At 66.1% G+C, this 16,309-nt stretch carries 17 protein-coding genes; 4 read left to right on the top strand and 13 right to left on the bottom strand.

Translation table 11 applies throughout. From position 1 onward, the window contains the following. Positions 1-1,375: penicillin-binding transpeptidase domain-containing protein (locus tag EJC49_RS24810; RefSeq protein ID WP_126702611.1), on the top strand; the 1,375-nt coding region annotated here is incomplete at its 5' end. A 56-nt stretch (positions 1,376-1,431) separates the two neighbouring features. Here EJC49_RS24810 and EJC49_RS24805 read toward each other — a convergent pair. The 9 genes from EJC49_RS24805 to EJC49_RS24765 all read right to left on the bottom strand — a co-directional run bounded on the left by EJC49_RS24805 (position 1,432) and on the right by EJC49_RS24765 (position 11,112). Next, positions 1,432-2,490 (bottom strand): 4-oxalomesaconate tautomerase, encoded by a 1,059-nt coding sequence (locus tag EJC49_RS24805; RefSeq protein WP_126702610.1) that lies wholly within the window; start codon positions 2,488-2,490, stop codon positions 1,432-1,434. After that, positions 2,483-3,157 (bottom strand): 4-carboxy-4-hydroxy-2-oxoadipate aldolase/oxaloacetate decarboxylase, encoded by a 675-nt coding sequence (locus tag EJC49_RS24800; protein ID WP_126702609.1) that lies wholly within the window; start codon positions 3,155-3,157, stop codon positions 2,483-2,485. The genes EJC49_RS24805 and EJC49_RS24800 overlap by 8 nt, the downstream gene beginning before the upstream one ends. Further along, positions 3,157-3,891: a PIG-L deacetylase family protein gene (locus EJC49_RS24795; protein WP_126702608.1), complete on the bottom strand. Its 735-nt coding sequence runs from the start codon at positions 3,889-3,891 to the stop codon at positions 3,157-3,159. The genes EJC49_RS24800 and EJC49_RS24795 overlap by 1 nt, the downstream gene beginning before the upstream one ends. A gap of 82 nt (positions 3,892-3,973) precedes the next feature. Continuing rightward, positions 3,974-4,852 (bottom strand): amidohydrolase family protein, encoded by an 879-nt coding sequence (locus EJC49_RS24790; protein ID WP_126702607.1) that lies wholly within the window; start codon positions 4,850-4,852, stop codon positions 3,974-3,976. Continuing rightward, positions 4,852-6,798 carry a TRAP transporter permease gene (locus EJC49_RS24785; protein ID WP_126702606.1) on the bottom strand — a complete coding sequence of 649 codons (1,947 nt, stop codon included), beginning with the start codon at positions 6,796-6,798 and terminating at the stop codon, positions 4,852-4,854. The genes EJC49_RS24790 and EJC49_RS24785 overlap by 1 nt, the downstream gene beginning before the upstream one ends. A gap of 12 nt (positions 6,799-6,810) precedes the next feature. Continuing rightward, the gene (locus EJC49_RS24780; RefSeq protein ID WP_126702605.1) at positions 6,811-7,740 is read right to left on the bottom strand and encodes a TAXI family TRAP transporter solute-binding subunit; all 930 of its coding nucleotides are present in this window, start codon (positions 7,738-7,740) and stop codon (positions 6,811-6,813) included. A gap of 23 nt (positions 7,741-7,763) precedes the next feature. Further along, the gene (locus EJC49_RS24775; protein WP_126702604.1) at positions 7,764-8,450 is read right to left on the bottom strand and encodes a TetR/AcrR family transcriptional regulator; all 687 of its coding nucleotides are present in this window, start codon (positions 8,448-8,450) and stop codon (positions 7,764-7,766) included. 252 nt (positions 8,451-8,702) lie between these two features. After that, positions 8,703-9,506 carry a glycosyltransferase family 25 protein gene (locus EJC49_RS24770; protein ID WP_126702603.1) on the bottom strand — a complete coding sequence of 268 codons (804 nt, stop codon included), beginning with the start codon at positions 9,504-9,506 and terminating at the stop codon, positions 8,703-8,705. Next, on the bottom strand, positions 9,496-11,112 hold the full coding sequence (locus EJC49_RS24765; protein WP_126702602.1) for a glycosyltransferase: 1,617 nt from the start codon (positions 11,110-11,112) through the stop codon (positions 9,496-9,498). Before EJC49_RS24765 ends, EJC49_RS24770 begins: the two co-directional genes overlap by 11 nt. Between EJC49_RS24765 and EJC49_RS24760 the strand changes: the two genes are divergently transcribed. After that, positions 11,106-12,233 carry a glycosyltransferase family 4 protein gene (locus EJC49_RS24760; RefSeq protein WP_126702601.1) on the top strand — a complete coding sequence of 376 codons (1,128 nt, stop codon included), beginning with the start codon at positions 11,106-11,108 and terminating at the stop codon, positions 12,231-12,233. The two genes, EJC49_RS24765 and EJC49_RS24760, sit on opposite strands and share 7 nt — an antisense overlap. 14 nt (positions 12,234-12,247) lie before the next feature. Here EJC49_RS24760 and EJC49_RS24755 read toward each other — a convergent pair whose 3' ends face one another. Together EJC49_RS24755 and EJC49_RS24750 are read right to left on the bottom strand one after the other, a co-directional pair. Beyond that, positions 12,248-13,027 carry an alpha/beta hydrolase family protein gene (locus tag EJC49_RS24755; protein ID WP_126702600.1) on the bottom strand — a complete coding sequence of 260 codons (780 nt, stop codon included), beginning with the start codon at positions 13,025-13,027 and terminating at the stop codon, positions 12,248-12,250. A gap of 110 nt (positions 13,028-13,137) precedes the next feature. Further along, positions 13,138-13,569, bottom strand: a complete 432-nt coding sequence (locus EJC49_RS24750; protein ID WP_126702599.1) for an acyl-CoA thioesterase — start codon at positions 13,567-13,569, stop codon at positions 13,138-13,140. Positions 13,570-13,802: 233 nt separating this feature from the next. Between EJC49_RS24750 and rirA the strand changes: the two genes are divergently transcribed. Then, entirely contained in the window at positions 13,803-14,264 is a 462-nt protein-coding gene (rirA, locus tag EJC49_RS24745) for an iron-responsive transcriptional regulator RirA (RefSeq protein WP_126702598.1), read from the top strand. Positions 14,265-14,365: 101 nt separating this feature from the next. Continuing rightward, entirely contained in the window at positions 14,366-14,680 is a 315-nt protein-coding gene (gene hmuQ / locus EJC49_RS24740; protein ID WP_126702597.1) for a heme-degrading protein HmuQ, read from the top strand. 9 nt (positions 14,681-14,689) lie between these two features. On the opposite strand, the gene EJC49_RS24735 is transcribed toward hmuQ, so the two are convergent. Both EJC49_RS24735 and EJC49_RS25870 read right to left on the bottom strand, forming a co-directional pair. Then, positions 14,690-15,754 (bottom strand): trypsin-like peptidase domain-containing protein, encoded by a 1,065-nt coding sequence (locus tag EJC49_RS24735; protein WP_126702596.1) that lies wholly within the window; start codon positions 15,752-15,754, stop codon positions 14,690-14,692. Between the two features lie 264 nt (positions 15,755-16,018). Beyond that, on the bottom strand, positions 16,019-16,309 hold a 291-nt coding region (locus EJC49_RS25870; protein WP_170314861.1), incomplete at its 5' end, for a hypothetical protein.

The following is a 16,309-nucleotide window of genomic DNA, read 5'->3' as shown; positions in this document are numbered from 1 at the left end:
AGGCGAGGTGGAACGCGCCTCCGCCGAGCCGGTGAGCAGCACGCGCCGGCCCATGCCCGCGCTCGCAGCCCATGCGGCCGACGAGGCGCTGCGGCGCGACCCGCTGGCGCAGCGGCAGATCGTCACCGTCGACAGGGGCGTGCAGGACGCGCTGGAAGGCGTCGCGCGCGAGGCCGCCGTTCGGCTCGGTCCGAAGGTCTCGATCGCCATGGTGATGGCCGATGCCGCGACCGGCGAGATCCTGGCCCGGGTCGGATCGGCCGGCGCCTTCGACCAGCGCAGCAGCGGCTGGATCGACATGACGAAGGCCGAGCGCTCGCCGGGTTCGACGCTCAAGCCCTTCATCTACGGGCTGGCGCTGGAAGACGGGCTGGTGATGCAGGAGACGATGGTCGAGGACCGGCCGGCGAATTTTTCGGGCTACCGGCCGAAAAACTTCGACATGGGGTATCAGGGCGACGTGACGATCCGTCAGGCATTGCAGCTGTCGCTCAACGTGCCGGCGATCCGGCTTCTGGAGGCGGTCGGCCCGGTGCGGCTGATGTCGCGTATGCGCAGCGGCGGTGCGGTCCCTCGCCTGCCGGCCGGCGAACTGCCGGGGCTGGCAATCGGCCTCGGCGGCGCGGGCCTGACGCTCGAAAGCCTGGTGCAACTCTACACGGGGCTCGCCAATGGCGGCCAGGTCGCGTCGCTTCGTCTCTACCCGGACGGTCCCATGGCGAGTGGCCCCGAGCGCATCCTGACGCCGCAGGCGGTCTGGCAGGTGACCGACATTCTGGCCGGCGTCGCCCCGCCGCAAGGCGCGCCCAGGCTTGGCATCGCCTACAAGACCGGGACCTCCTACGGCTACCGCGATGCCTGGTCGGTCGGTTATGACGGCCGCCATGTGCTGGGTGTCTGGGTCGGGCGCCCCGATGGCGGCTCGGTGCCTGGTCTGACCGGCTACCTGGCCGCCGCACCCATCCTGTTCGAAGCCTTTTCGAAGGCGGGGATCGGCCTCACGCCGCTGCCCCGCCCGCCGGCCGGCGCCCTGCGGCTCGCCGCCTCGGAACTCCCCTTTGCGCTGCGCCGGTTTGCCCCGCCGAGCCAGGCGCTGGTGGCGGGCGCGCCGACCGAGCCCGCGCCCGAAATCGTCTATCCGCCGCAAGGGGCGCGGGTGGACCTCGGACAGGCCGCGCAAAAACAGGTCATGCCGCTGGCGCTGAAGCTCAACGGCGGACGCGCGCCTTTCCGCTGGCTGGCCAACGGCCGACCTGTGGAGGTCTCGGGCCGCCGCCGCACGGCCTCCTGGATGCCCGACGGTACCGGCTTCCAGACGCTGACCGTGATCGACGCGGCGGGCCGGGCGGCAAGCGTCAAGGTGTTCGTGGAGTAGCGGCCCGAGTTTCGGGCCGCAAAATGCCAGTGACGGCGATCCGTATCGCCGCGGCCTCAGTCGCCGAACACCACGCCATCGAAGAGTTTTCGCGCCGTGCGCAGAATCGCGGCGCTCTTCACGGAGCCTGCGGCATCGAGCGTCGCCACCACCGTCATCTCGCCGGTGGGATGCTCGATCGACAGGGACCGGCGCGCGCCCTCGCCGGCGTCCGCCAGTTCCGCCGCCGGCGAACCGGGCAGCAGGCAGGCGGTCGCAACGCTGACGGCGCCCAGCACGCCGATGGAGGAATGACAGGTGTGCGGGATGAAGGTGCGGGTGGAAATCGCGCCGCCGTTTGAGGGTGCCGAGACCATGGTCATCTTCGGCACCGAGGATTTTGCCACGTCGCCGAGGTTCATCAACGGTCCCGCCTTGAGCCGGATCGCCTCGAGCTTCGCGCGCAGGCCGGAATTCGCTTCCAGTTCCTTCGGCGTCTCCCGGCCCGAAATGCCCATGTCGGCGGCGCGCATGACCACGCAGGGCATGCCGTTGTCGATCATCGTCACTTCGATGCCGTCGATGACGTCGACCGGGTTGCCGGTGGGCAGCAGCGCGCCGCAGGAGGAGCCGGCCGTGTCCTCGAACTCGATCGGAATGGCGGCCGCGGTGCCGGGCACGCCGTCGATGCGGGCGTCGCCGGCATAGGTGACCCGGCCGTCGGGCGTCGCGATGGTCGCCACCGCCGTCTGGCCAGTGTTTTCCATGAAGATGCGCACCCGCGTCTCGCCATCCTGTGCCTCGACCAGCCCCCGTTCGATCGCAAAGGGGCCGACGCCAGCGAGGATGTTACCGCAGTTCTGCGCGTCCGTGACGATCGGCTTGTCGACGAAGACCTGCAGGAACAGATAGTCGACGTCGACGCCCTCGCGCGCCGATTTCCGCACCACGGCCACCTTGGATGTCAGCGGGTCGGCTCCGCCCAGGCCGTCGATCTGGCGCGAATCGGGGGAGCCCATGACGCGCAGCAGGAACGCGTCGCGCGCTTTCGTGTCCGCCGGCAGGTCGTCGGCGAGGAAGTACCCGCCCTTCGAGGTGCCGCCGCGCATCCACAGGCAGGCGACGCCCTCAGACATATTTCAGGCCCTTGGCGGCGAGCTTGTCGCGCATGCCGTAGATGTCGAGCCCCAGCTCGCCGGCCATCAGCCGCTTGCGTGTCTCGGCTTCCTTGGCCTCACGCGCCCGGCTGGCGACGAGCGCCGCCTCGGCACTCGCTCTCGGAACGACGCAGACGCCGTCGTCGTCGGCCACGACCACGTCGCCAGGGTTCACCAGGCCCCCGGCGCAGACGACCGGCACGTTGACCGAGCCGACCGTCTCCTTGACGGTCCCTTGCGCGAAGACCGCCTTCGACCAGACCGGGAAGCCGATCTCCGTCAGGTCGCGCACGTCGCGCACGCCGGCTTCGATGATCAGGCCGCGCACCTTGCGGTGCATCAACGAACGCGCGAGCAGTTCGCCGAAATAGCCGTCCTCGCAGGGGCTGGTCGGCGCGACGACGAGGATGTCGCCCTCGCGGCACTGTTCCACCGCCACGTGCAGCATCCAGTTGTCGCCCGGGGCGACCGAGACGGTGACGGCGTTGCCGGCAACCCGTGCGCCCGGATAGATCGGCCGCATGAAGGCGCGCATCAGGCCGGAACGACCCATCGCCTCGTGGACGGTGGCCACGCCGCATGCGGCCAGCCCGTCGACGGTCTCGATCGGCGTGCGGTCGATCGCCTGTACAACCACGCCACCCATCAGCGTCCCTCCGTCGGCACCAGCGTCTCGACCACGTGCGGGAACACCGCCTCGTAGGCCTCGCCATACTTGATCGTCTTGTCGGAATTGCGGGCGGCCTGGACGCCGCGCTGCAACGCCACGCGGGTGTAGTATTCCCACAGATGCTCCTGGCCCGCCATGCACTCGATCGCGGCGCGCTTCTGGTCCCACACCGGGGTGATGTCGAGCAGCGTGTTCGGCATCCAGCGGCACTGTTCCGGCTGGTGCGGCTCGAACAGCATCACCGGCGGCGCGCCGACGACCTTTTCATCGGGATTGTGGCCGTGCGCCTGGGCGATGATGCGGGCCTCCTGCGCGAACTGGCTGACCAGCGGATGGTCGCGGTTATAAGGATCCTCGCGCGAATGGGTCAGCACGAAGGACGGCCGGATCTTGCGGAACACGTCGACCATGCGAAACAGCGTCTCCTGCGTCAGCGTGATCGGATAGTCGCCGAGGTCCCAGAACTGGATGTCGGCGACGCCGAGTGCCTTGGCGGCCGCCTCGGCTTCCCTCTGTCTCTCGCTCTTGACGCGGTCGAGCGTCATGCCGTCCAGCCGCCAGAGCTTTGCGCTCTCGCCGCGCTCGCCATAGGACAGGCACACCACCGTGACGTCGATGCCGGCCTGCGCGTGCAGCGCGATGGCGCCGCCGGCTCGCCACACGAAGTCGGCCGAATGGGCGCTCACCACCAGTGCGGTCTTCCTGCTCATGCTCGTTCTCTCCCTCGTTGCCTGCGGCCGCCGGTCTGGCGCCGCTGATGTGTTGAATCCAGAAATTCGTCCAGGCGCCTGATCAGCCAGTCGTTTCCGACCAGTAGAGTCGTGTCGGATTGTCGACCAGCAGCCTGTGCAGATGCGCTTCGTCCGGCGCGATCAGCGCCAGCAGGTCCACCAGCGCGCCGTCGTCGGGCATGTTCTTGCGGATGTTGGGATGCGGCCAGTCGGTGCCCCACAGCACGCGCTCCGGGAAGCGCTCGACCAGGGACCGTGCAAAGGGCACCGCGTCGTGGAACGGCGGACCCGCGCGCGAGATCCGCTCCGACCCGCAGACCTTCACCCAGAAGCGCTCGTCGGCCATGAGGTCGAGCAGCATGCGGAAGGCCGGCTGGTCCACGCCCAGGCTCGCATCGACGCGTCCCATGTGATCGATCACCATCGTCAGCGGCAGGCTCTTCAGCACCGGCGCCAGCGTCTCCAGGCGGTCGGCGTCGAAGTGCACCACGGCGTGCCATCCGAGCGGCGCGATCCGGGCCGTGATCGCGCGCACCGCGTCGAGGTCGGCATCCTCGCCCAGATGGGTGACGAAGTTGAAGCGGACGCCACGCACGCCGCCATCGTGCAGCGACTGAAGCTCGGCGTCGCTGACGTCGGCCGTGACCATGGCCACGCCCCGGCAGCGGCCTTCGGATGCGGCGATCATGTCCAGCATGGCGGCGTTGTCGGTGCCGTGACAGGACGCCTGAACCAGCACGCACCGGTCGATGCCCAGCTTGGCGTGCAGGGCAAACAGCGTCTCCTTCGGTGCGTCGACGGGCGTATAGGTGCGCTGCGGTGCGAAGGGAAAGCGCGCGGAAGGACCGAACACATGGCAATGCGCGTCGCAGGCGCCGGCCGGCAATCGGATCTCCGGCGCCTTCGGTGAGGGATGGAAAGGCAAGGCGGCAGGCTGCATCAGGACGTCCCGTGTCGGTTGGAAAGTTCGGCGCCGGTTCCGGCAGACAGCGCGCGAAAGGCGAGGATGCCCAGTACGACGCCGCCGAGAAGCCTTGCGAGGATCGTGGCCGGGTCCGTGGCGGTGACCGCGGTCGGCCAGAGCACCAGCAGCGAGGCTGCGGCCATCGCGATCCTCTCGAAGCCCGCGAGAGGACGACCCAGCCAGCCGGCGAAGGCGATGGTGAGCCCCACGACGCCGATGGTGGCGAAGATGGCGGAAAGGACGATATCGAGGCTGGACCCGATCGCCAGCAGGCCGGGCATGGTGACGAACAGGAACGGCACGAGCAGTTTCACGAAGCCGAGGCGCACCGATTCCATCGCGGTCTTGTTGGCGTCGCCGCCGGAGATCGAGGCCGCCGCATAGGCCGCGAGCGCCACCGGCGGCGTGATCGCCGAAACGAGACCGTAGTAGAAGATGAACATGTGCGCCACGATCGGCGGCAGGCCGAGCCGCGTCAATGCCGGTGCAACCAGCACCGCAAGCAGGAGATAGGCCGCAGAGGTAGGCAGGCCCATGCCGAGCACGAAGGAGGCGAGCGCCGTCAGGACGAGTATCGCCCAGATGTTCTGTCCGCCGAGGTCGACGATCAGGCCGGACATCATCAGCCCCAGCCCCGACAGATTGAGCACGCCGATGACCACGCCGGCCGCGGCGACGGCGGCGACGATCGGCATGGTGGAAATGAGCGTGTCGCGGCACACCGTCACCAGACCGACCAGCCCGATCCGCGTTTCCTTGCGCCAGGGCGAGACGACCAGGCCGACCACGATCGACATGACGGCGGCACGAGTGGGCGAGTAGCCGACGATGAGAAAGCCGACCAGCGCGACGAGGGGCAGGAGCAGATAGCCGCGCTTGACCAGCGTGGCGCGCAACAGCGCCAGGCCGGCGTCGCGATCCGGCTGGAGGTTCAGACGACCGGCTTCGAGGCGGACGGCCACCATCAGCGCGAACACGTAGAGCAGGCCGGGCACAAGCGCCGCCAATGCGATCTGCGCGTAGGGCACGCCGATGATCTCGGCCATCAGGAACGCCGCCGCGCCCATCACCGGCGGCAGGATCTGGCCGGCCGAGGAGGCCGCCGCCTCGATGGCGCCGGCGAGCGTGGGCGAGTAGCCCACGCGCTTCATCAGCGGGATGGTGAAGGTTCCGGTGGTGACGACATTGGCCACTGCACTGCCGTTGATGGTGCCGAGCATGGCGCTAGACAGCGCGGCCGACAGTCCCGGACCGCCCTGCATCCGGCCGGTCAGGCCGCGCGCGATGTCGACGAAGACCTCACCGGTCCCGATCTTCATCAGGAAGGTGCCGAGGAGCGCGAACAGGAAGATGTACTCGACCGCAACGCCCATCGGCAGGCCGTAGATGCCCTCGGTGGAGAGCATCAGCGTCGACGCCAGCCGGGACAGGTCGTAGCCGCCATGGCCATACTGCCCGGGGATCAGGTTCCCGAACCAGGCGTAGGCGAGCGCGGCGACCATCAGCACCACCAGCGCCCAGCCGAGCGCCATCCACACCAGCACGAAGACGACGGCCATCAGGCCAGCGAAAATCCACAGGTCGGGCGGGGTCGCCATGGCGCCGCGCATGACGATGTCGATATAGGACTGCCAGAGGTGGACGCCGGGGACCAGCGCCACCGGCGCCAGCCCGTAACAGAGCAGGCGGACCCAGTCCGCGCGGGCATTGAGCCCGACGAAGAGGAGCCCGCCCGCAGCGACCAGCGAATAGAACAGCGAGCGCAGGATCAGGGCGGTGATGAGCCCGAAATAGGCGCCGTAGATCACCAGCGCGGTGACCGCCACGGCCAGCGCGGCGAAGAGAAGCGACACGGCGGCCGCTTCCTTGTCCGAGCGTGGCATGCTGCGATCGATCCGCAGCCTATCGAGTGCCCCGATCATGCGTTGATCCGATCACCTGGCCTGGTCGAAGAACGCCTTGGCGCCCGGGTGGAGATCGATCGGCGTCTGCGTGGCCGTTTCCAGCGCGATCGCCCTGGCCTGCGGATGCACCTCGCCCAGTTCGGGCAGATGCTCGAAGATGGCGCTGGTGATGGCGTTGATCAGTCCCGCGTCGGCCGCCTCGCTCGTGAAGATGGTCGCGGGATCGTTGATGACCAGCACCGGAGACGTCTGGTCCGGATAGGTACCGGCCGCAATCTCGTAGGGCTGGTAGAAGGGATAGGCCTCCAGAAGACCCGCCACCTTGTCCTCCTCGATCGGCAGCAGAACCATGTCGCGCTGCGCGTCGAGATCGATGAGCGCTGCCGTCGGCGCGCCGGCCAGCACCACGGTCGCGTCCACGGTGCCGTTCATCAGCGCGTTGGTGCCTTCGGTGTAGGACAGGAACTGGGCCCTGCCGGCGTCGAACACGCCATAGGCTTCCAGCAGGCGCTGGGCGAGAACCGCGGCGTTGGAACCGGGAGGTCCGAGGTTCACGCGCTTGCCGGCGAGATCTCCGAAGGACGCGATGCGCGTGTCGGCGGTCGTGGCGACCTGGAGCACGGCGGGGTAGAGATAGGCCATGGCCGCGACGGCCTGCGCGTCGCCATTGAACGGACCCGTGCCGGTCTTGGCTTCATAGAGTGTCGAGGACGAGGAGAATCCGAAGGTCATCTGGTTGGCGGCGACACGGCGGATGTTCTCGACCGACGCGCCCGTTACCTCGGCGCGGGCCGTGGTGTTGTCCATGTGCTTGTTGAGCAGGTCGGCCATGCCGGCGCCGATCACGTAGAACAGGCCGCCGGTGCCGCCGGTGCCGATGGAAACCCGCTCCTGCGCAAGAACGGGCGTCGCCGCCAGTACCAATGCGACGGCAGCCGCCGTCAGTCCGAAATGTTTCATGGTCTTTCCTCCGTTTCGATGGGTCATGAAGAGCGGGCGGCCTGGGCAAGCTGCCCCTTCGACAGCGGCCGGGCGAGCGCCCAGAGACTGGCATGGCTCGCCTCGACGATCTGGCGGATCGCCTCGTCGTGGTCGAATCCGTCCGCCGCGCCGTCCGACAGGCGCGAGATGCGTTCGGGATTGATCAGGGTGTAGTAGAGCGAGCCGAGCAGGAACTGACTGCGCCAGACGATGTCGTCGCGCTTCGAGCCGGGCACGCAATCCGCGATCGCATCGATGAAGGCGCGCGTGGTCGCGTCGAAGGCGTCGGCGATGATCAGCTTCGCCTGTTCGCTGCCCTCGGCCGAGAGAATGGCGCGCAGTCTGGTGAATCGGGCGCCGCCACCGACAAGATCGTCGGACGAGCGGAAAGCCGGCACCACGTAGGCGCGAAGGATCGCGGTCAATCGGGCGCTGCGATCTTCGATGCGGGTCGCCTCGCTGATGAGTTCCAGTCGCCGCGCGTTCATCGGCCGGGTGTGGCGCTCGTAGATTGCCGAGAGGATCCCCGCCTTGTCGCCGAAGTGGTAGGTCAGGCTGCCGACGTTGAGATCGGCCGCGCGCGCGATCTCGCGCAGCGCCACCGCACCGAAGCCGTGCTGCGAGAAAAGCTCTTCGGCCGCGTCGAGGATCGCGGTCCTGGAATCGATCTCTCTCCCTGCCTTGGCCATCTCGGTTTCCAAGCCTTTCGTCGCAGCGATTTCTAACGGGCGGATATCCGCCTGTCCATCAGGTTTCGACAACTGTTCAAAAAAATATGGCGCGCGTACAGGAACTTCCCGCAGCGGGTCTGCGCGCATCGCCACGGCTGCGCCCGTTCGGCTAACCGCCGAACCCGTCCGATACGCTTGGAACCGAGAGGAGATTGTCGCCAATACGGCGTTGGATGTTCGGACTGGACCGTCGGCAAAACGCCGTGGTGATCAGCCTCGCCGCCGTGCTTCCTGCTGCCTGAGCCACTGGTCAAAGGCGCCGCGGGTCCGCCAGTTGCGGTGCGCGGCGAGGAGATTGCCCTTGAGCGAGCGCCAGACGGAGCGGCGTCGCGTCGTCGTGCGGGCGTTCTCGATCAAGCTGCCGCCGAGTTCCGCGCTGGCGTCGGCGACGAGGTTCTGCGGCACCGACCAGATGTCGAGCCCGAGTTCCCAATGATGCTTGATGTCTTCATCGACAACCCTGAAGATGCGGCCGCGCGACAGGAAGCGGGCCGCGCCGTCGCGCGAGATCAGATAGCCGACGAGACCGGCACGGACATGCTCGCGCTTCACGATCTCGATGCCGGCGATGGTGCGCGTGAACGAACGCCCCCTCTCCCGCTCACCCGGCAGGTCGAACAGCTTGACGATGTCGCGCCTCTCCGACAGCAGATCGCAAGCGGCGGCGAGCATGCGACGGAGCGCCCGTCCGTCCAGCACCACGAAATCATCCTCGAGAACCAGCGCCGACGGGCCGCCACCGTCGAGCAGCGCCTGCCAGGCCAACCTGTGGGTGGCGTAGGCAGCGACTTCGGCCGGGACCGGCGGATACTTGCTCCAGCGCCGAGCCAAGCGCGCATCGAACAGGCTTTCGACGATCGCATCGGCCGGAGTCGCGCCCTCAATGACGTGAACGCAGTCGTCGTCGACGATCGTGGCGGCTTGCGCGAGTGCGGATCGGAGCCGCGCTTGGGGCGACGCCTTGGACGTCAGGATGAACAAGGGTGGTCGGGCGGGCGGGTGGTCAACTGGCATGATGCCGGACCTGCACGTTCGGCAGGCCGATCGGGGTGACGCCAAGATTGCGCGCGAGCTGGCCAAAGGCCTCGGTCTCGATCAGGTCTGCGTAAGGGATCTCCGGAAACCGCAGTCCAGCCCGGTGGACGTCGGAATGGACGACCAAGGCCGTTCCTCCGACACCGTTCAGCGGAACGCGGTCAAGATAGCGCAGGTCATGCAGGTGACGGCGCCACCAGACATCGGCCGGCGGCATTGTCAGGCCATACTTCCGGTATCGGTTCCGATCGACCAGGTTCGGTCTGCCGACCGCAAGCCAGGAATTCAGATCGAAACTCGGACCATCCGCCTCCAGCACGCAGTCCGGCGCGACGATCTTGGCCTCGGCCGCCAAAAGGGACTGGAGCAGATCCCGCGGCAGGCCGATCACGTCGGCGTCGAGCCAGAGGTACCAGTCGGATTGGCGCCAGCGCAGCGCATGGTCGATCAGGTCGTTGCGCGCCATGGCGATACCGGCCCGGCGCGCGCGCTGCAGCTTCGGTTTCCAGCGCTCGCCGCGTCGAAGTTGTGGCGCTCCGCGCGACAGCGTGACGCTGCCCATCGAGGCGAAGTCTCGTGCATGGCGTGTGACGATACCGGCGATGAGGTCGGCCGTTCGGTCGCTGCTGCCACCCTCCCCGTAGAGCACGTTTATCCGGTCGTGCGGGTAATCCAGCTGGAGCAACTGCCCGAGATTTTCCTCCAGGAAGGGTTCGGCATTGCGGGCGGGGATCAGCACCGTGACAAAGGACGGCTCGGCGGAACGTCGCAGCGGCAGGGTCAGAATGGCCTGTTCGACCTGGCGGCTGGCCGCCTTGAAACTGAGGCGGGCGTCCCACCGCAACCTGTGGCGCAGATCGCGCAACTGCGCGAGCTTGCGGTGGTAGAGCGACGGCGAACGGTTCTTGTAGTAGCTGCCTTGCCAGCAGTGGATCGACAGGACCGTCTCGGCATGGTTGCCCCAGCGCGGATCGCCGCTATCGGCGCCATGCACGGTCATGCCGGCAAAGAGATGCGACGAATTGAGGGACAGCGCCTGCGGGTCCGTCCACTGCTCGACAGCCGCCGACAGGATCAGTGGTCCGGTCGTCTCGAGGATGTCGAAATCGCGGCGCGGATACATGCGGACGCACAGGTCGATGACGCGATCCCAGAACGGATGGCCGGGAGGGCTGGCCATGGTGCCGTTGAACCAGAGAGAGCGCATGCCGCGCAACCGGGCGGGAGTGTGTTGGGCCAGCGGTTCCTCGCAGAGCACCACGCGCGTGTCGCCGAACAGGGGTTCCAGGGAAGCCATGCAAATGGTGTCGATGTCCGCGTAAACACCACCATAGTGCTTCAGCAGGCAGTACCGCGCGAGATCGGCGCGCTGGACGGGGCGGGAGTAGCCGTCGAACATCCACAGGAGTTCGGGGAACTCCGTCGCCATGAACCGGCGAAGATCCTCGTCGGACCAGAACATGTAGCGCCAGCCCGGGTTCAGGGCTTCCCAGCTTTTCGGATCGCCCTTGTCGACGGGAAAATCCCTGCTGCGCCAAGTCTGGTGTATGATGCGCGGAATGCCGGCGGAGACGATACGTGCCATTCTTGCAAGCAAACCTGGTTGAGGAGGATGGACGGGTCTCGGGCGCAGAAATCCGGAATGAAGGCAATTTTCAAGTTCTTTCGCAGCTGACGCAGGGGACGCGGGCGTTTCTGCGCAAGGATCTGAGCCGCCAACGGCGACATGCGCCGACCCTGGCGTGCCTCGACTCCGAGGACCTCGCCAGCCTGCCCGTCACGATCGAGAAATGCAGGCCGGATTTTGCGCTGTTCGAGGGCGTGGCGCTACTCGACGCCATGCGCGAGGTGCGGCGCGCCTTCCCACGCCTCCCGATCATCGTCGATTTCCACAATGTCGAAAGCACGCTCCATCGCAAGCTGCGGCTGTCGCGTTATCCGCGCTGGAGCCAGCCAATCGCGGACATGCTCCTGTCGCGTCGCTTCCGGGCCGCAGAGGAGGCCGATCGGGAAGCCGCGCGACTAGCCGACGCCGTTTGGGCCTGCTCCGCGCAGGATGCGGATCTTGTCCGCAGGGCCGGGATATCGATGGCCGTCGACGTCATCCCCAATCCGATCCCGGACTGGTGCCGGACGGCCGCACCGGACAAGACCCCGCGCACCGACGAGACGGTTCTTTTCGTCGGACATCTCGGCTATGCCCCGAACCGGCGCGCCATCGCCGAACTCGTCACCTCGATCATGCCGGAACTGCGCCGTCGGTTCCCCGATGCCGTCCTGCATGTCGGCGGCCGCGAGCCGCGACCGAAACTCGTCCGGTTGCTGGGCGACGCTGGGCATCGTCTGACGGCCAACCCTCCCGACCTCGCGCCCCTCTATCGCGGCGCGCAGGCGACGGCCATCCCGCTGCGCGATGGCGGCGGGACCCGGATCAAGGTGCTGGAGGCGTTGGCGGTCGGGTGCCCGGTCGTGGCGACGGCCAAGGCGGTGGAGGGTCTGGCACTGGAAGACGGACGGCACTTTATACGTGCGGAGACGGCACCCGAATTCGTTGCCGCGCTCTCGCGACTTTTCCAGGACCCGAAACTCGGCCTGGCGCTTTCGACCGAAGGCCGGGACTTCGTGCATCGCACACATGGCGATGCGGCGCGGGCCGACGCCGTCCGGAAAGCGCTCGCCACGATCGCCGTTCCCGGGCGGGCGTGATCGAAGCGACGCCGTCAACCCATGACGTCGAGGAAGGAAAGCACCGCCTCGCGCATCGGCGGCGTTTCGACATGACCGGTGTCGGGCTCGGCAAGCCGCAGCAGCGACGCCTCCGCACCCGCCGTGCGATAGGCGGCGATGCATTCTGCGAAGGCTGCCTCGACGGCATCCGGCGGCGTCAGCGGATCGCGGTCGCCGGTGCAGATCAGTTGCGGGCGCGGCGCGACCATGCCGGCGATGCGGCCGAAGGACATCTCAGCCAGCAGACCCGGGATCGTCATGTAGTGGCCATGCAGATCATGCGCACCGGTGCGGATCAGCGTGGCCAGATCGGCGAAGCAGCAAAGGTGCGCGACGCGGGCGATACGCGGCTCGATCGCGGCGAGGACATAGGCGTGGGTGGCGCCCATCGACAGGCCGAAGGCGGCGATGCGGGCGGGATCGACGTCGACGCGCGCGGCCAGGTGGTCGAAGCCGGCGAGGAGGTCGGCCAGCATCTCGCCCATCAGCGTCTTGCCCTGCCACAGGAGCGCCTTCGACAGCGCATCTTCCTTTTCGTGCGCACTGTCGCCAAAGGTGGGCATGTCGAGGCAGAGCGTGACGAAACCGCGTCTTGCGAGCAACGGTCCCCAGGGACCGAGAAGGCTCGGCCGGCCGTCGAGCAGTTCGGCCGCGCCGATGTCGTAGCGCGCACCGTGGGCATGGCAGTAGAGCACGGCCGGCAGGGGCCCGCCCGGCGCGGCGGGCCGCGTCAGAAACGCCCGCGCGCGGCGCCCATCGCCAAGGTCGATCAAGAACGTCTCGACGACATAACCGTCCGTGTCCTCGACCTGTCGGGCCAGAACCGGTCGCGGATTGCGCGGCCTCGCTGGAACCCGAATCAGGCGGCGAAGCGCATCAGGGGTCACGATGCGGCCCTCGCCGCGCCGGCCTCGAGGATCGCGCGCAGCGGCGCGACCTCCCCGCCCCGAAGCCGCTCGCCCTCGCGGATGAAGACGCCGCGCAGTTCGAAGCCTTCAACGACCAGCCGTTCGCCGATCATGCCCTTGTAGGCGAGGCGAAAGGTCCGGGCGTTCCATTCGACGATGCGAGCGACGAGATCGAGGCGGTCGCCATTCACGGCCGGCGACCGGAAGGTTCCTCCGACGTCGATCAGGCCAAGGCCGATCGAGCCGAGTTCGGCGCAGATTGCGTTATGGCCGCCGCCCCATCGCCGGAGCAGCGCGTGAAACGTGGCATCGAACCAACGGAAATGGTTCGGATAATGGACGATACCGGCCGGGTCGCAATCGCCGAAGCTGACGGGGATGGAATTTTCGTGGACGATCTCGATCATCAGTGGCTTTCAGTACCTGGACCGCACTATCCGATCGTTAGCCGAATCGGGGTGCCGATTGAACCGGCGTCAGCAAATTGCCCTTCGCTCCCGGGCGCCGTTCACGGCACGCTTCCTATCACACGAAAATATGATAGGAAGCCTCATGTTTTATCGTTCGCCCTCTACCATATTGTCTGGAACTGTTCTAAAGAAGTGGCCTGCCACCCGGGCCACGCGAGCGAGGACGATCCATGCGGCTGACACGCCAGACAAATTACGCGATCCGGATCCTGATGTACTGCGCGGCCAACGAGGGTCGGCTGAGCCGGATTCCGGAGATCGCGGCCGCCTACACGGTCTCGGAGCTGTTCCTGTTCAAGATCCTGCAGCCGCTGGTCGAAAACAAGCTGATTGCCACCGTGCGCGGGCGCAATGGCGGCGTCAGGCTCGCCAAGCCGGCCGCCGAGATCACGCTGTTCGACGTCGTGCGGGTGACGGAAGAGAGTTTTGCCATGGCCGAATGCTTCGAGAACGACGCGGCCGACTGTCCGCTGATCGACAGCTGCGCGCTGAACGCGGCGCTGCGCAAGGCGCTGGGCGCCTTCTTCGACGTACTGGAGAGCTACACGATCGCCGACCTTGCCAAGGAGCGCCCGAGCCTGCAGCTTCTGCTCGGCATAGACGCCAACACCGGCCACGCCATCGCCAACTGAGTTCCGGCGCCTGCGCGCCGCTTGCACCCGCCCGCGCGGGTGCTTGCGCTTGCCCGCCGTTCGCCCCGTCCCACCAGGCCTGAAAAGGAAGAAGTCCTACCATGTACGTCGCCATGAACCGCTTCAAGGTCAACACGGGTTCGGAAGAGGCCTTCGAGGCCATCTGGAAGGGCCGCGATTCGACGCTGTCGGAGATGAAGGGATTCCAGACCTTCCACCTGCTGCGCGGCGCGACCAACGAGGCCGAGGGCTACACGCTCTACGCCTCGCACACGGTGTGGGCGAGCTACGACGACTTCTCCGCCTGGACGAAGTCGGAGCAGTTCCGCGCCGCGCACAGGAACGCCGGCAACAACAAGCCGCTGTACATGGGGCCGCCGCAGTTCGAGGGGTTTACGGCGGTCGAGGGGGCGTGAGTAGATTGTTCAAAGTCCCACACCGTAGACCTGCGACATACCCTCGTTTCCGCTCTTGAGTAACGTTCGAAGTGACCTTCCCCTAGCCTCTGGCTCATCCAAAGGAAGGTCCATGGCGGGTCCTAGCATAGAACCGTATGCATGCTCCTCGCCTGAAAAGCTGCGGCTAACGACGCCTCGTATTACTGCCCCTTGCGCCCCAAAAACAGGAGCTCCACTCATTCTTCCTGGAACGCGAGCGTTGAAATCGAAGCATGGGCCAGGTGTATATACCTCCTTTGCGATGTGGTTCTGCGGGAAAATTTGGAGGATATTTCCTACTGTGACATAGATTTCCAGTCGAAAATTCCTGTCTGTAATCTGGCCCGTTCCTGGGTTAATCTCCATGTCTGGCAATTCCGCATATCCCAACGAGTACGCTTCCTCACCGGGAACAAATGGATTAAGGGACATATTTAAAGGCTGGTGGGCTTGTCCATTCGGCATTTCTTGGATTTTGCAGACAGCGACATCAGTTAGATGTTCCCAGCGATCATCTTCATGAAAAAGGGGACTCTGCTTCCAATCGCCCCACGCCCACATTTTCTCGAAAGGAAAGAAACGAAACGCCTTCGAAAAATAGATGCCTCCCACAGGCGCCATATACGGAATAAGTACGCCGAAGTTCAGGTTGTCTCGATGCTTAACGGATCCCGCTATCCGCGTGGCCCCGTATCCTGCCTCAAGTGGGTCCAGCAGCACGTGGGCGGCGGTAATCAAGTATCCGGTGCAACTGATGATCGATGCCGTTCCAATGCACTTTATACTAGACTCCCCTTCAAGCCAAGAGACGACGGGCACAATACTTTGCTGCATTAAAAATTCCGCGGTGCCAAATATGGATAAAAAATCAATAAATCGTCCATTTGGACTATCTGTCATTAACTCGACGTCACCACGTAAAAGGAAATAGCGATCACCTAGATTTTTGTCATTTTTAATCTTGAGCGCTTTCATATCCGATATCGCCCACAGTCCATCAGGACGCCTAACCCAAAGAGTTTTTAGGATTTCAATCGGTGTTTTGGTGGACATATCTCAGCCACGCCTAGGTTAACACTACATCCTCTCATCTTGGTCGTGCGACCGTCAAGGTCCGGAAGGAGCGAAACATTTCGGTCGAATTCTGCAATTCTCGCGAGCGATCGTTTTTCGCCCTTTTCCATCCAAGAGCCGACGATTCCCTCTCCACCCACCATCTCCGACATTAAAATTAGTACAGGAAGCGAAGCAGTCTGACTTAAATCAATCTCCCTCCCCTCAGAGATTGTTCTCTCCGCTCGCGGACATTGCCCCCCCTCAAGCCGCCGCCAACAGGCTGGCATTTCCCCCCGCCGCCGTGGTGTCGACGCAGACGGCGCGTTCCTGGGCGTAGGCGGCCGGCGAGAGCTTCTCGGCGATGAGCGGGACGATCGGGCCGGCGCGGGCGGCGAGCGCCTGGCGGAGCGCGCGCTGTCGTGCTGGCTCGGCGGCGGACGCGACGACATCGATGGCGAGGTGCGCCAGTTCACCGGGGGCGACGGTGCCGTCGAGGGCGGCGATCGGCAAGCCTTTGCCGAGCAGCGGCTGGAGCGCGGCCGGGGCGCCGGG

The organism is Aquibium carbonis (genome assembly GCF_003970795.1).
GTDB lineage: Bacteria > Pseudomonadota > Alphaproteobacteria > Rhizobiales > Rhizobiaceae > Aquibium > Aquibium carbonis.
This window is presented reverse-complemented; position numbering and strand designations above follow the sequence as displayed.